This is a genomic window from Enterococcus sp. AZ071, assembly GCF_050499065.1.
In the GTDB taxonomy this organism is placed as follows: Bacteria; Bacillota; Bacilli; order Lactobacillales; family Enterococcaceae; genus Enterococcus_A; species Enterococcus_A ferrettii.
Genome location: NZ_JBIPAS010000001.1, coordinates 1940969 through 1955238, shown reverse-complemented (window position 1 = coordinate 1955238; position 14270 = coordinate 1940969). Strand labels below are relative to the sequence as shown.

Genomic DNA, 14270 nt, shown 5'->3' with positions numbered 1-14270 from the left:
CTCTGTTATACTAGTATCGAGGTGATCATCAGTGACAATTGAAGAGACAATCGACTGGATTCACAGTCGCAAGAAATTTGGTTCTCGCCCTGGATTGGAACGAGTTCAAGCATTATTAGATAAAGCCGGGAATCCTGAAAAGCAGGTTCCGGTCATTCACATAGCTGGTACTAATGGTAAAGGCTCTACTGTTGCATACTTGCGAAGTATGTTGGCAGCGGCAGGATTGACAGTTGGAAGTTTCACTTCGCCATACATCGAAGAATTTAATGAGCGAATTGCCATCAATGGTGAACCGATCGCCGATGATGAGCTGATTACTTGGGTGGAGCGTTTTCAGCCTTTAGTAGCAAATCTGGATGAACAGCCTGAAATCAACGGTATTACTGAATTTGAGGTTTTGACAGCTATGGCCTTAGATTATTTTCTTGATCAGCAGGTAGATGTGGCAATTGTTGAGGTTGGCTTAGGTGGGCTGCTGGATTCGACCAATGTTGTTGAACCAATCTTAACGGCTATTACCACTATTGGCTATGATCATACCGATATTTTAGGAGAAACCTTACCGGAAATTGCTCATCAGAAAGCTGGGATTATAAAAAATAAAATTCCAGTTGTTACTGGGAATATTCCAACAGAAGCTTTGACTGTAATCAAGGACAAGGCTGAATCTGAGCAGGCAGCGATCTATCAATATGACAAAGATTACCAGGTGAAATATTTGCAGCCAGATGGCAATTGGGGTGAGCGTTTTGACTTTACCTCAGAGAGCGGCCGCTTAAGTAAATTAAAGATCAGCCTACTAGGCCGCCATCAAATTGAAAATGCTGGAATTGCCATCATGCTTTACCAATTATATTGTCAGAAAAAGCACTTGCCCGTTGAAGAAAAAGCAATACGCAGTGGATTACTGGCTGCTCAATGGCCAGCACGAATGGAGAAAATCAGTGATGAACCGTTGATTATCTTAGATGGCGCTCATAACGATCATGCCGTCAAACGTTTGGTGGATAATATGAGGCGCGAATTTAGCCAATATACTATCCATATTCTATTTTCAGCCTTAGAAACGAAAGATGTAGACAGTATGCTGAAGGATTTACATAAAATCCCGCATGCACATATGTATATAACCACCTTTGATTATCCTAAAGCTCTGAATCTTAGTCAGTATGATGATCAGGAGACCGAACAGTTTTCGATTGTATCTTTATGGCAATTTGGCCTAGCGGAGATTTTGGAATCAATGGATGCTGAAGATTTACTATTAGTTACCGGTTCTTTGTACTTTGTTTCTGAGGTACGTCAATTATTATTAAATGTGGGAGGAAGCGATGAAAGAAATTAAGGGAGTAATTTTTGATATGGATGGCTTGATTTTTGATACGGAAGCGATCTATTATCAAGCACAACAGCAGGCGGCAGATCATTACGGGATTCCTTTTGACAAGGATTTGTATCGGGAATACATTGGGATTGCGGATGAGGAGGCTTGGGAAAGTCTGCATCAGCGTTTTGCGGAACATGGTAGGGAAACTGTGCAAAAGTTTATCGATGACAGCTGGGGGGATGCGCATAAAATTTTTCATTCCGGGGAAGTTGATTTAAAGCCAGGAGTATTGGAACTGTTGCAATTTTTGGAAGATCAGGAAATCCCCAAGATAGTGGCTTCTAGTAATGTACGTCCTGTAATTGAAATTTTACTGGAGCATGCCGGAATTCGAAATCAGTTTCAAGAAATTGTTTCGGCAGAAGATGTGAAGCTAGCTAAGCCAAATCCAGAGATTTTTAATATCGCTCGTCAGCATTTAGGAACTATTGCTGAGGAAACATTGGTGTTGGAAGATGCACAGCACGGCGTACAAGCGGCAATCAGTGCAGGTATTCCTGTAATTATGGTCCCGGATATGATCCAACCAGCAGAGGAATTATCGAAGCAAACAGCAGCAGTTTTATCAAGTTTACATGAAGTAATCGACTATATACAAAAATAAATTTGACTCCTTTGCGTATCTTATATAAAAGATGCAAAGGAGTTTTTACATGGAGAAATCATTATTATTGAAAGAATTACCGGCCAGTTCTTGGCCGCGGGAGCGTTTGTTGAAGGAAGGTGAAAAGCATTTGACAGATCAGGAGCTGCTGGCGATTATTCTAAGAAATGGTTCACGTTCTCAGCATGTCATGGATTTGGCCGGTTTGATTTTGATGGAGGTTCCTAATTTATACGACCTTAAACAATTATCCATTGAAGAGTTGATGAGCTTCAAAGGAATTGGTAAAACTAAAGCGATTGAATTAAAAGCGGTAATTGAGTTTGGTGCACGTATTCATCGGTCCACTCAACCAAAACTAGGACGGGTAAGTTCTAGTTTTGCTTTAGGCAATCATTTAGTCGAAGAATTGAAAGGATTACAACAGGAGCATTTGATTGCGATGTTTTTGAATACGAAAAATGAAATCATTCAGCAGAAAACGATTTTTGTCGGATCGTTAAACCAATCGATTGCACATCCAAGGGAAATTTTCCGTGAAGCTGTTCGAGTAAGTGCTGCTCGGATTGCTTTGGCTCATAATCATCCTAGTGGAAATCCTCAACCCTCCCGAAATGATCTAGATTTTACTGCACGAGTGAGAAAATGTGGAGAGATGATGGGAATTGAAGTATTGGACCATATCATCGTTGGCGAAAATGAGTACATCAGCTTGCGAGAAGAAAATTACTGGGAGTAGTCAAATGGGAACCCTTGCATATTTTGCAGAACAAGTGGTAAACTATTTATGTAATTTTGTTTGTTGGAGTTGAACACTCGTCTCACCTCTGTCGTACGAGCAATGTTACAATTCATTAGGTGCTTTTCGCACGAGGAGGATAAGATTCATGGAAAATGGAACAGTAAAATGGTTTAACGCAGAAAAAGGGTTTGGCTTCGTCACTCGCGAAGATGGTAGCGATGTATTCGTACATTTCTCAGCTATCCAAGGTGATGGATTTAAAACTCTAGAAGAAGGTCAAGCAGTAACTTTTGATGTTGAAGAAAGTGATCGCGGACCTCAAGCAACAAATGTAGTTAAACAATAATTCTGAATCCGAAAGAGGCTGTGACATAAGTCTTAAAAAAATGCCGGTGAAATGACGATTATCGTTCATTTTACTGGCATTTTTGGGTAAAATAAAAGAGTATAGGTGGCCGCCTATACTCAAACTTTAATCCTCGAAAGGACCAAAACACATGACTAATTATAACATGGCTCAGCTTACTTTGAATATATCTACTTCCTATGTTCCAAAAAAAGAGAATACTGCCTGGTTTATTCATGAATTAGTTGAGGCTCTTCAGTTCAAGGAACCTTATCTTTTTGGTAGACCTCGGGAGTACGATCTTAGTTTAATGCTAAAACTCGTTTTATTTGCTTATACTCGCAGCGTATTTACTAGCCGTAAAATTGAACAACTTGCGGAAGAAAGTTTGCCAGCACGCTGGTTGACGCAGGAACGTGTGCCTTCTTATCGCACTATTGCACGTTTCCGTATTTCCAACGATGTAGAAACGTTAGTCAATCAAAGTCTGGAATCATTAACCAGCTATTTACGGGAACGTCAATTAATTGATGACGCCCTCTTTATTGATGGCACAAAGATTCTAGCCGATGCGAATAAATACAGTTTTGTTTGGAAAAAGAGCACACTTCGGTATGATCAAATGAATCGTGAAACGATCTTGACCTTGATGACCGAGTTAAAAGAAGCCTATCAAGTAAAACATATTCCTGAAGGTTCAGACCTTACCTTGGACCGATTGGATGAAGTTTTAACACGGTTAGAGCTGCGTTTAGAAGAGGTAGAACAGGAAATACAAGAGACCAAAAAGGTCTCTCCTAATCCTGCAAAACAACAACGTCGAACAGTGAAATCACAAAAACGAAAACTAACGGAACGTCGCGAAAAAATGGCTGAACATCACCTTCGTCTCACTCTTTGTGGAACTCGCAACAGTTATTCAAAGACGGATGTAGATGCTACTTTCATGCGGGTTAAAGAAGATCCCATGCATAATGGCCAGTTGAAGCCGGCCTATAATCTACAGCTGGCCACTTGTAATCAATATATAGTAGGTTATGATGTTTATCAAAATCCGACAGACACAAAAACGTTACTTCCATTTTTAGACAAAATGGATTTGGTTGAAGAAACCGTGATTGTTGCTGATGCAGGATATGGGTCAGAAAAAAATTATCGACAATTAGAGGATGAGTACGCACAGTATACTGCATTGATTCCTTATGCAACAATGCTCAAGGAACAAAGTAAGAAATGGAAAACGGATGAGCGAAAAGTCATGAACTGGACCTATTATGAAGAAGCCGATTATTACGTGGATCCAAAGGGTGTTCGTTTCAATTTTCATGCCTACCGTCAACGAATAGATGATGAAGGGTTCGTAAAAGATTTTAAAGAATATCAAGCGGAGAAATACGATCAGAATAAGCAAATTATTCCAGCCGCATTAACAAAAAAAGGATATACCAGAAAAATAAGTGTCAACCCTTCCTGGGAATATTTTAAAGCGAAACAAGTCACACTGCTTTCAACTCCTGAAACAGGAAAAATCTATGCACGAAGAAAAATCGACGTAGAACCTGTTTTTGGTCGGATGAAAGCTTGTTTAGGTTTCACTCGTTACCATGTTCGAGGTATGGAAAAAGTGAAGAGAGAAACTGGCCTCCTCGTGTTGGCCCTCAATATGATGAAGTTGGCAGTTGCAGGACGAACTTCAGGACTTCTTACATAGAAAAAATGACCCCCTCACTGAAAATCATTGATAGATTTTCGGGAGGTGGTCATTTTTTTATTCGTTTAGAGACTATTTATGTCACAGCCTCTTTTTGATAGTTCAACTATTTATTCATTTAACAAGGCTTGAAAATCATCGGTTACTTGATGATTTTCAGGAGTAGCGATAGCCAATACAGCTTTTCCGAGAACATATTGCCAGTAAACATTAAACAGATGTTCAGCGTATGGCTGTTGGAGCTGGTTGAAACTTTTCAGTGTGATCTCTTTAGACAACTGAAGAGTTGTGTTGTCTTGTAGAAAAAATCGATGAAACTCTTCAGGATAATCAGTAGAGTAGCTGATAATTGATCTAGTCAGTTGACTAAGTGTATGCGGTTCTTGATCTTCAAGAAAATCTTGATATTTATTCAATGTGCGTCTAACCATGAAAGCCCTCAAACTGGAAAGGTTCTCAAATTCACGATAGATTGGCTGTGGGGAACACTGCAGTCTTTCAGCGATGTTGCCAACGCGAAATTTTCCAAATCCTTCATCAATAATTAAGTTGTAGGTCTCTTCAATTATTTTTTCACGTTTTATTTTTGGTGTTCTCACCATAATTATCTTCCCCTAAATTGATTTAAAGACTCGCTACTCTTTTAAAATAACGAAAGTATTTAAATTATAGTTTTTCTAATCCTTATTGTGCAAATTATTCATACATTTGTCAATTGAAATACCTAAATAAAGTATTCAAAATATCGTAAGAATATCGTTAGAATTAAGTATTTAGACTAATTTACCAAATATTTTATTTTTTTGAAAGAAAAATACTCAAAAAGGATAAAAACCAAAAAAAACATCTGCCCTTAAAAAGAGCAGATGCTTTAGATTTATTGGTCTGGGGTCATAATCATTGGAATGATCATTGGGTGACGCTCTGTTTGGTCAAACAGGAATGGCTGCAAAGCTGAAACCATTGCATCTTTGAGTTTAGATTCATTGCAGGCTTTGTCATTTAAAGCTTCCCGCAAAGCATGGAATAAAATGCGTTGGCCTTCACTAATCATGTCACCAGATTCACGCATGTATACAAAACCTCGTGACAAGATATCCGGACCAGCTAGGACTTCTTTTTTTGCAATATCGATAGTAGCAACTGCTAAGACCAAACCTTCTTCTGAAAGAATACGGCGATCACGTAATACAACATTTCCTATATCACCGATGCCGCTTCCATCTACGTAAACATCATGGGCATTAAAATGACCAGCTGGACGGGCGCTGTCAGCAGTCAGTGCCAGCATATCACCATTTTCCATGATGAAGCAATTTTCCTCTGGAACGCCAGTGTCTTGGGCTAAACCAGCATGAATTTTCAGCATGCGAAATTCTCCGTGAATTGGAACAAAATATTTAGGCTTCATTAAGCGCAACATTAATTTTTGTTCTTGCTGACTTCCGTGTCCGGAAGTATGAATATTATTCACTTTACCATGGATGACATTTGCACCTGCTTCAGACAGCAGGTTAATCAAATGATTTACACTGGTAGTATTACCAGGGATAGGTGAGCTGGAAAAAATCACCGTATCATCTGGCTGAATTTGAATTTGACGGTGAGTTCCGTTGGCAATGCGTGACAAAGCTGCCATTGGTTCACCTTGAGACCCGGTACACAGAATCATTAATTCGTTGGCAGGAATTCGATTGATCTCATGTGCATCAACAAAAGTTTCATCAGGAACAGTGATATAGCCTAAGTTGCGGCCATTAACAATCGCGTTCTCCATACTGCGGCCAAAGACAGCAATTTTACGTCCAGTTGCAACAGCTGCTTCAGCTGCTTGCTGCAGTCGAGAAATATTGGAAGCAAAGGTAGCAAAAATGATGCGGCCATCCACTTTTTCTACAATTCGCTGGATGGACATGCCAATTGTTTTTTCTGATTTAGTGAAGGTGGGAACTTCTGCATTTGTACTGTCAGACAATAAACAAAGAACGCCTTCTTCACCTAATTTTGCCATTTTGTGCAAATCGGCAGGTTGCCCTACAGGTGTGAAGTCAAATTTGAAATCGCCTGTTTCTACGATATTGCCAGAAGGTGTTTTAACTACCACACCTAAAGGATCAGGAATACTATGGGTTGTACGGAAGAAACTGACCGATGTCTTACGGAAACGAATAACTGTATCTTCATCAATTTCGTGAAGTTCAGCATCCCGCAACAGGCCATGCTCATCTAATTTGTTTTTAATTAGTGCAAGAGCTAATGCACCTGCATAGACTGGTATATTGGCTTGCTTCAGTAAATAGGGTACGCCCCCAATGTGGTCTTCGTGACCGTGGGTAATAACAACTGCTTTTACCTTATTGATATTTTGAATGACGTAACTGTAATCGGGAATCACGTAATCAATTCCTAAAAGATCATCTTCTGGGAACTTGATCCCAGCGTCGATGATGATAATTTCATCTTGGAACTGAACCCCATACATATTTTTCCCGATCTCGCCTAGTCCGCCAATGGCAAAAACGCCAGTTTCGTTGTTTTTCAGCGAGAGTTTCATATTAAAACTCCGTTAGCTTAAAGTCGGCATTTTCTTTTTCATAATTTAAGTGATTGCCGTCCAAAGCTTGAATATATTCAACGTTATATGGGGTATTGTCACGCATCAAGTTATGAACAGCTTCTTCACTCTCCGCCTCTACATAAAGAGAAAGAGTTTGCTCACGTTTTGGGTTACGCTCTTTGTTTTCTTGGTAATAAACTTTATAAATCATTACATAATCTCCTTTATCTGCTCTCGCAGTTTTTTCCACAACAAAATGAGGGGGCTGAGCCACCTGAAAATTTATGCTCGAATGTTAGTCAATCTAACATTGCGAGAGGAAGCCTCGACTTTGCTTCCTGAGCTTACAAGCATTTTCACCGTACGTTGTGTTGTGAGTACAACAATTATATGTAGTTTATCATAGAATAAGAGAGAAGTATAGAAACTAGGTAGCGGAAATCTCTTGTAGTTGAAAAATTTCAGAAAACTAAAGAAAAAGAGAAAAGAAATTCATGAGAAGTACGGGCAAACCATTTTAATTTATGCTATATTGGAGACATTACGGTATAGAAAGAGGCGAGATGAAATGAAGTTAATGTGGCGTTACACACTACGCTATAAAAAGCTTTTATTCTTTGATTTTATTAGTGTTTTTGGGTTTATTCTAATTGAGTTAGGATTGCCTACCATTTTGGCAATGATGATTGATCAGGGAATAAGCAATCAAGATTTTGATTATATCAAAAGAATGGGAATATTGATGGTTGTAATTACGGTAATTGGGATCATCATGAGCATATCACTGCGCTACTTTAGCTCGCAGATCACTTCGCGCATGGTAGCAGCTATTCGTGATGACTTGTATGCGAAGGTGCAGACATTTTCTCATACTGAGTATGAAAGCATTGGAGTCTCCTCTTTAATTACTAGAACCACCAATGACGCCTATCAAATCATGCTCTTTATGCAGAATATTTTAACGGCTGGGTTTATGACACCGATGATGTTTGGCATGAGCTTGTACTTGATTATTCGGACAAGTCCTAGTTTGGGAATTTATGTGCTGGGATCACTACCGGTCTTATTGTTGGCAGTTATATTGATTGCCAAATATTCGGAGCCTTTATCCAGCAAGCAGCAAAAGAATTTGGATAATATTAACAGTATTTTGCGGGAAAATCTTTCAGGTTTACGAGTTATCCGAGCTTTCGTAAACGAAAAATTTGAAGAAATGCGTTTTCGTAAGGTAAATAATGCATATACTGATAGCTCTAAGAGCCTATTTCATTTAATGGCGGTTGCTCAGCCAGGATTTTTCTTCCTATTTAATGTAGTGATGGTTTTGATTATTTGGAATGGAACTATTCAGATTGATAGTGGACAATTGGAAGTGGGAACGTTGATTGCCTTTATCGAATATATTTTTCATGCCTTGTTTTCATTCATGATGTTTGCGACTGTGTTTATGATGTATCCAAGGGCTAACGTTTCTGCGTTGCGGATTCAAGAAGTTTTTGACCGCGACCCTGAAATAAAAGATAATCCCGAAGGCATTGAAATGCCAGAACAAAAGGGCTACGTAGAATTTAAAAACGTGACCTTTGCTTATCCAGGACACTCTGAAAGTCCAGTTATTCGTAACGTCAGTTTTACTGCAAGTCCAGGAGAAACAGTCGCATTTATTGGTAGTACCGGTTCTGGGAAATCAACCTTGATTCAGTTGATCCCACGATTTTATGATGTAACTGAAGGACAGGTATTGGTAGACGGCGAAGATGTTCGGGCATACAAATTGAAGGATTTACGTGAAAAAATCGGTTATATCCCTCAAAAAGCCCAACTATTTACCGGAACGATTGCTGAAAATATGCGCTACGGTAAGGAAGATGCTACTCCAGCTGAAATGCGCGAAGCGGCGGACATTGCTCAAGCAACAGATTTTATTTCACAAAAGCCAGATGGCTATGATGAAATATTATCCGAAGGCGGAAGCAACTTCTCTGGTGGTCAAAAACAACGTTTAGCTATTGCTCGTGCGGTAATTCGTCGTCCAGAAATTTATATTTTTGATGACAGCTTTTCAGCTTTGGATTATCAAACAGATGCTAAACTACGTGCTCGTCTGAAAAAAGAAACGACGAAATCAACAGTGATGATTGTAGCCCAACGTGTAGGAACAATTATGCATGCTGACAAAATTATTGTTTTAAATGAAGGTGACGTAGTCGGTATTGGCACACACCGTGAATTACTTGAAACTTGTCCAATTTATTATGATATTGCAGCATCACAATTATCAGAGGAGGAATTAGCATGAAAAAAACCCTCTCTTCTTTAAAACGACTGATGCACTATGTAAATCCTTACAAAGGAACTTTCGTATTAACACTGATTTTAACAATAGTTACTTTAGTCATGAATACCTTAATGCCTTATATATCAGGACTGCCGACAACTGAAATTACTCGGAATATCCAACAAAATGAAGCAATTAACTTTGATTATGTTCTTAAATGTTTAGTTGCTATTTTAATTGTAGGGGTAGTCTACAGCGGTGCGCAATTGGGCAGCGGCTGGCTGATGGCTAACGTTGTCCAATCAGCTATGCGAGATTTACGGGAAGACATTGAAACGAAAATTAATCGTTTGCCAGTTTCTTATTTTGATCGTAATCAGCAGGGGAATATCCTCTCTCGTATCACTAACGATGTAGATGCTGTCAGTAATGCAATGCAGCAGGCGATCATCAAATTGGTCAATGCAGTATTGGGTATTATCTTTGCAGTTAGTATGATGTTTTATATTAACCCAATGATGGCGGTTATCTCGATGGTTATGATTCCTGCCTCATTGTGGATTTCAAAAAAAATTGTTCATATCTCTCAAAAGGACTTCCAGTCGATGCAAAATGCTTTGGGGGATATGAATGGTTATGTGCAAGAAAACATGACAGGCTTTAGTGTATTGAAATTGTATGGCCGTGAAGAAGAAACCTTGGAAGGGTTTAAAAAAGTCAATCATACTTTACGGCGTTATGGTTTCCGGGCGGCCTTTGTTTCTAGTTTGATGCAGCCGTTAGTTCAATTAACTGCTTATGCGACTTATATTGTTATTGCCGTATTAGGAAGCTGGAATGTTATTGCAGGTGTGATTTTGGTAGGTCAACTGCAAGCTTTTATCCAATATATTTGGCAAGTAAGTCAGCCAATGGGTGAAATTACCCAGCTGTCATCAATGATTCAAAGTGCCTCAGCTTCAGCAAAACGAGTATTTGAGATTTTGGATGAAGCAGAAGAAAGAGAAAACAAAGTAGATGAGCAACTTCCTGAACCAGTTCATGGCAATGTTGTCTTTGACCACGTGAAGTTCAGTTATGATTCGAAAAAACCATTGATTGAAGACTTGAGCTTTGAAGTCAAAGCTGGGGAGACTGTAGCAATTGTTGGGCCTACAGGTGCCGGCAAGACGACGCTAATCAATCTTTTAATGCGCTTTTACGATATTGACAGCGGAGGGATTCTGATTGATGGAGTAAACACCCAAGATATGAATCGTTCAGATGTTCGGTCACTTTTTGGCATGGTACTGCAAGATGCTTGGCTGTATGAAGGATCAATTGCTGATAATATTCGTTTTGGACGTTTAGAAGCTACTGATTATGAAGTGGTCGATGCTGCTAAAACGGCGAATGTAGATCACTTTATTCGTACAATGCCTGGTGGATATGAAATGACTATTAACTCTGAAGGTGACAATGTCTCCTTAGGACAGAAGCAATTACTAACCATTGCTCGGGCGGTTATCTCTGATCCGAAAATCTTGATTCTTGATGAGGCAACCAGTTCAGTGGACACTCGATTGGAAGGCTTGATTCAAAAGGCAATGGATCGCGTGATGCAGGGCAGAACCAGCTTCGTAATTGCTCACCGATTGTCAACAATCCGCGATGCAGATTTGATTTTAGTTATGAAAAACGGCTCGATTATCGAACACGGAACACATAATAGTTTACTAGAAAAAGGCGGCTTTTATGAGCAGTTGTACAATAGTCAATTTGCTGAAGATGCTGAATAAATAAAAAAGTGGCTCGAAATGTCAATTGGCGTTTCGAGTCACTTTTTTATAGCTCTATCAAGTAAACCAGGGAGAAATTTTGCCAATAATAGAAAACGGATTTGAACTCGACCCTTTTTTATGTTTATCTTATATAGAAGAGCATTTGACAGGTGTTTCGTAAGCGAATACACTGAACTTATTCTAGGAAGAGGGTTTGTATATGAAATTTTGCACGTTTCGCCAGAAAGATGTAGAGCAAGTCGGCATAGTTTCGTCAGACAATCGGGCTGTTTATGCGTTAAAGGAATTAAACACCACTATCAATAAAATGGAAGAATTGATTGAAAACTATACGGCTTTAAAAGAAGAAATTTTAACAAATCGTGATCAATTGACACCAATTCCTTTAGACCAAGTGGAGTTACTCGCACCAATTCCTCATCCAAAGCATGATGTACTTTGTGTCGGCTTAAATTATCAGCTGCATGCCTTGGAGTCTGCTAAATTTGCTGGTAGAGAATATCAAAAACCAGAGCATCCGGTATATTTTTCTAAACGTGTGAATCAAGCGGTAGGCCCAAATGGTAGGATTCCTGCTCATGCAAACATTACAGAAAAATTGGATTATGAAGTAGAATTGGCAGTAATTATGGGCAAAACATGTTCCAAATTAGCACCAGAAGAAGTGTTTGATGCAATTTTTGGCTATACTATCGCCAATGATGTCTCTGCTAGAGATATTCAAATGGCTTACGGTCAATATACGTTTGGAAAAGGATTAGACGGTTTTGCACCAATGGGTCCCTGGATTGCTACCAAAGATGAATTTCCTGAGCCACCTCATTTGAATTTGAAAACGTACGTTAATGGAGAGTTGCGACAAGATAGCAATACCTCTGATTTAATATTTGATTTACCTTATATGATCAGTGAATTATCACAGGGTATGACCCTAGAGACAGGGGATATTTTAATGACCGGAACACCAGCGGGAGTTGGGATGGGCTTTATTCCGCCTAGATTTTTAAAGGCTAGAGATGAAGTAATTTGTGAAGTTGAAGGCATCGGACAATTAAGAAATACTGTTGGATAAGAAAGAGGTATAAAAAATGACACAATTTATAGCAGGCAGTGCTGATATATACGGGGATGTTACGATTGGCAAAGGTTCAACAATCTGGTTTCAGTCAGTGATTAGAGGAGACAGCAACTCGATAAAAATTGGCGAGATCACTAACATTCAAGATGGTACAGTTGTCCATGTGGACCATGATGCATCAGTTGTTATTGGGGATTACGTGACCGTGGGACATGGCTGTATTATACATGGATGCACAATTCATTCAGGAGCCTTGATCGGTATGGGAAGTACCGTCCTAAATTACGCAGAAATTGGGGAAAATAGTCTAATTGGTGCCGGATCATTAGTTACTGAACACACAATAATTCCACCAAATTCCTTAGCTTTTGGTTCACCAGCGCGTGTAGTTCGTGAGCTAACACCTGAGGAAATTGATAAAAATCGTCAAAATGCTCTGCACTATCAAGAACAGGGAAATGCTTATTTAGCACGACAGTTCTCTGCTTATTCAGGTGACATGTAATGAATGAGGATGGATTTCTTCAATTGTACTGCGAACTGCAAAAAATCTTTTCTGAAGAAGATTTGCAGGAGTTATTAATCTATCCTGATGATCAGCAACGTTTTTTAGTTTTCCATGAGAAGGGCATGTATGTATTAGAGAATACAGTCAAAAAACCTTTTCGCTATTATCCAACTAGTTTGTTGAAGCCTTGCAGTGTCTATTCCTGCGGGGGGAGCTTTCAATTGGTCATCGAGACAATTGGCGGACATACATTTAAACTCCTATTTGAAGAGCAGTCTAAAGCTTATCAGGTAATGATTGCCTTAATGGAAATTATGATCTGATGGACACTTTAATGTATCTTTTTTTGAATAATTGATATAATTAAAAAAAAGGAGAGAGCTGACTATGAAGGGCAATCAAATAAACGGGGAAGCCGTTACGGCAGAAATGCTAGAAGCTGATGGTTATAAGAAGTATCATGGTGAAGATATTGATATCTACTACAACAAAGATATTTGCGCACATATTGGCAATTGTGTACGAGGTAATCCAGACGTATTTGAGGTTGGCCGACGACCTTGGATCATTCCTGATAATGGTAGTGCAGAGAATGCCGCTTACGTGGTGGAAACTTGTCCAAGTGGTGCATTAAAGTTTATTCGAAAGGAAGCTTAAGCATGGAAATAAAAGAAGAAAAAAATCGCTTAGTTTTACTAAATGAAGAAGGTCAAGAAGCAGGCGAAATGACTTGGTCTGATGCAGGAGAAGAGATTATGATTATTGATCATACCTTTGTTGATCCTGCCTATCGTGGTCAAAAATTAGCTGAGAGTTTAGTACGCAAAGGTGTTGAAATTGCGCGTCGTGAGCATAAGGAAATTATCCCTTTATGCCCATTTGCTAAACGTGAATTTGAGCTGAAAAGCGAATACAGTGATGTATTAAGAAAATAAACAAAAAGCGACTCCCCCTAGTCAAACGCTCAGAATTGTGCTAAAGTAATTCTGAGATAGTTTGGGATAAAGGAGGAGCTTTTTTGTACAATATTATTTTAGGTGTGATTTTGGTATTATCAGTCATTATTATCATTACGATCATGATGCAACCAAGCAAACAAAATAGTGCGGCAAGTGCATTTACTGGAGGAGCCGATCAGTTATTCGGTAAACAAAAGGCACGTGGTTTTGAAGCAGTAATGCAGCGGACTACAGCTGTTTTAGGTGCAGTTTGGATGATACTTTTATTCGTTTTGATGTTTTTATCAAGCAAATAAAGCAAAAACCTCTCGCTAAG

General features: G+C 39.1%; 15 protein-coding genes and 1 pseudogene. 13 read left to right on the top strand and 3 right to left on the bottom strand.

Features of this window, described 5'->3' with window-relative positions; genetic code table 11:
• Window positions 1-31: 31 nt before the first annotated feature.
• The 5 genes and pseudogenes from IGI49_RS09655 (at window position 32) to IGI49_RS09635 (ending at window position 4891) form a co-directional block, all read left to right on the top strand.
• Complete coding sequence (locus IGI49_RS09655) at window positions 32-1348, top strand: bifunctional folylpolyglutamate synthase/dihydrofolate synthase (RefSeq protein ID WP_429964313.1); 1317 nt, start codon at window positions 32-34, stop codon at window positions 1346-1348.
• Window positions 1335-1994, top strand: coding sequence for an HAD family hydrolase (locus IGI49_RS09650; protein WP_429964312.1), 660 nt, complete (start codon window positions 1335-1337; stop codon window positions 1992-1994). Before IGI49_RS09655 ends, IGI49_RS09650 begins: the two co-directional genes overlap by 14 nt.
• A 49-nt stretch (window positions 1995-2043) precedes the next feature.
• Complete coding sequence (radC, locus tag IGI49_RS09645; RefSeq protein WP_207700955.1) at window positions 2044-2733, top strand: RadC family protein; 690 nt, start codon at window positions 2044-2046, stop codon at window positions 2731-2733.
• Between the two features lie 148 nt (window positions 2734-2881).
• The gene (locus IGI49_RS09640; protein ID WP_207674701.1) at window positions 2882-3082 is read left to right on the top strand and encodes a cold-shock protein; all 201 of its coding nucleotides are present in this window, start codon (window positions 2882-2884) and stop codon (window positions 3080-3082) included.
• Between the two features lie 151 nt (window positions 3083-3233).
• A pseudogene (locus tag IGI49_RS09635) lies at window positions 3234-4891 on the top strand (IS1182 family transposase).
• A 12-nt stretch (window positions 4892-4903) separates the two neighbouring features.
• On the opposite strand, the gene IGI49_RS09630 reads toward IGI49_RS09635, so the two are convergent.
• From IGI49_RS09630 to IGI49_RS09620, 3 genes are all read right to left on the bottom strand, one after another.
• Window positions 4904-5395 carry a TetR/AcrR family transcriptional regulator gene (locus IGI49_RS09630; RefSeq protein WP_207700956.1) on the bottom strand — a complete coding sequence of 164 codons (492 nt, stop codon included), beginning with the start codon at window positions 5393-5395 and terminating at the stop codon, window positions 4904-4906.
• Between the two features lie 275 nt (window positions 5396-5670).
• Window positions 5671-7347 (bottom strand): ribonuclease J1, encoded by a 1677-nt coding sequence (rnjA, locus tag IGI49_RS09625; RefSeq protein WP_207700957.1) that lies wholly within the window; start codon window positions 7345-7347, stop codon window positions 5671-5673.
• A gap of 1 nt (window position 7348) precedes the next feature.
• A complete protein-coding gene (locus IGI49_RS09620; protein WP_207700958.1) occupies window positions 7349-7561 on the bottom strand; it encodes a DNA-directed RNA polymerase subunit epsilon in 213 nt (70 codons plus the stop codon).
• Between the two features lie 357 nt (window positions 7562-7918).
• Here IGI49_RS09620 and IGI49_RS09615 point away from each other — a divergent pair, with 357 nt between their 5' ends.
• The 8 genes from IGI49_RS09615 to secG all read left to right on the top strand — a co-directional run bounded on the left by IGI49_RS09615 (window position 7919) and on the right by secG (window position 14250).
• A complete protein-coding gene (locus IGI49_RS09615; RefSeq protein ID WP_207700959.1) occupies window positions 7919-9649 on the top strand; it encodes an ABC transporter ATP-binding protein in 1731 nt (576 codons plus the stop codon).
• Window positions 9646-11406, top strand: a complete 1761-nt coding sequence (locus IGI49_RS09610) for an ABC transporter ATP-binding protein (protein WP_429964311.1) — start codon at window positions 9646-9648, stop codon at window positions 11404-11406. The genes IGI49_RS09615 and IGI49_RS09610 overlap by 4 nt, the downstream gene beginning before the upstream one ends.
• Before the next feature lie 202 nt (window positions 11407-11608).
• Entirely contained in the window at window positions 11609-12481 is an 873-nt protein-coding gene (locus IGI49_RS09605; RefSeq protein WP_429964310.1) for a fumarylacetoacetate hydrolase family protein, read from the top strand.
• A 16-nt stretch (window positions 12482-12497) separates the two neighbouring features.
• Window positions 12498-12992, top strand: coding sequence for a gamma carbonic anhydrase family protein (locus tag IGI49_RS09600; protein ID WP_429964309.1), 495 nt, complete (start codon window positions 12498-12500; stop codon window positions 12990-12992).
• A complete protein-coding gene (locus tag IGI49_RS09595) occupies window positions 12992-13318 on the top strand; it encodes a hypothetical protein (RefSeq protein WP_207700963.1) in 327 nt (108 codons plus the stop codon). Before IGI49_RS09600 ends, IGI49_RS09595 begins: the two co-directional genes overlap by 1 nt.
• A gap of 64 nt (window positions 13319-13382) precedes the next feature.
• Window positions 13383-13652 carry a (4Fe-4S)-binding protein gene (locus tag IGI49_RS09590; protein WP_207700964.1) on the top strand — a complete coding sequence of 90 codons (270 nt, stop codon included), beginning with the start codon at window positions 13383-13385 and terminating at the stop codon, window positions 13650-13652.
• Window positions 13653-13654: 2 nt separating this feature from the next.
• Window positions 13655-13930: a GNAT family N-acetyltransferase gene (locus IGI49_RS09585; protein WP_429964308.1), complete on the top strand. Its 276-nt coding sequence runs from the start codon at window positions 13655-13657 to the stop codon at window positions 13928-13930.
• Between the two features lie 83 nt (window positions 13931-14013).
• Entirely contained in the window at window positions 14014-14250 is a 237-nt protein-coding gene (gene secG / locus IGI49_RS09580) for a preprotein translocase subunit SecG (RefSeq protein WP_207700966.1), read from the top strand.
• Window positions 14251-14270: the final 20 nt, after the last annotated feature.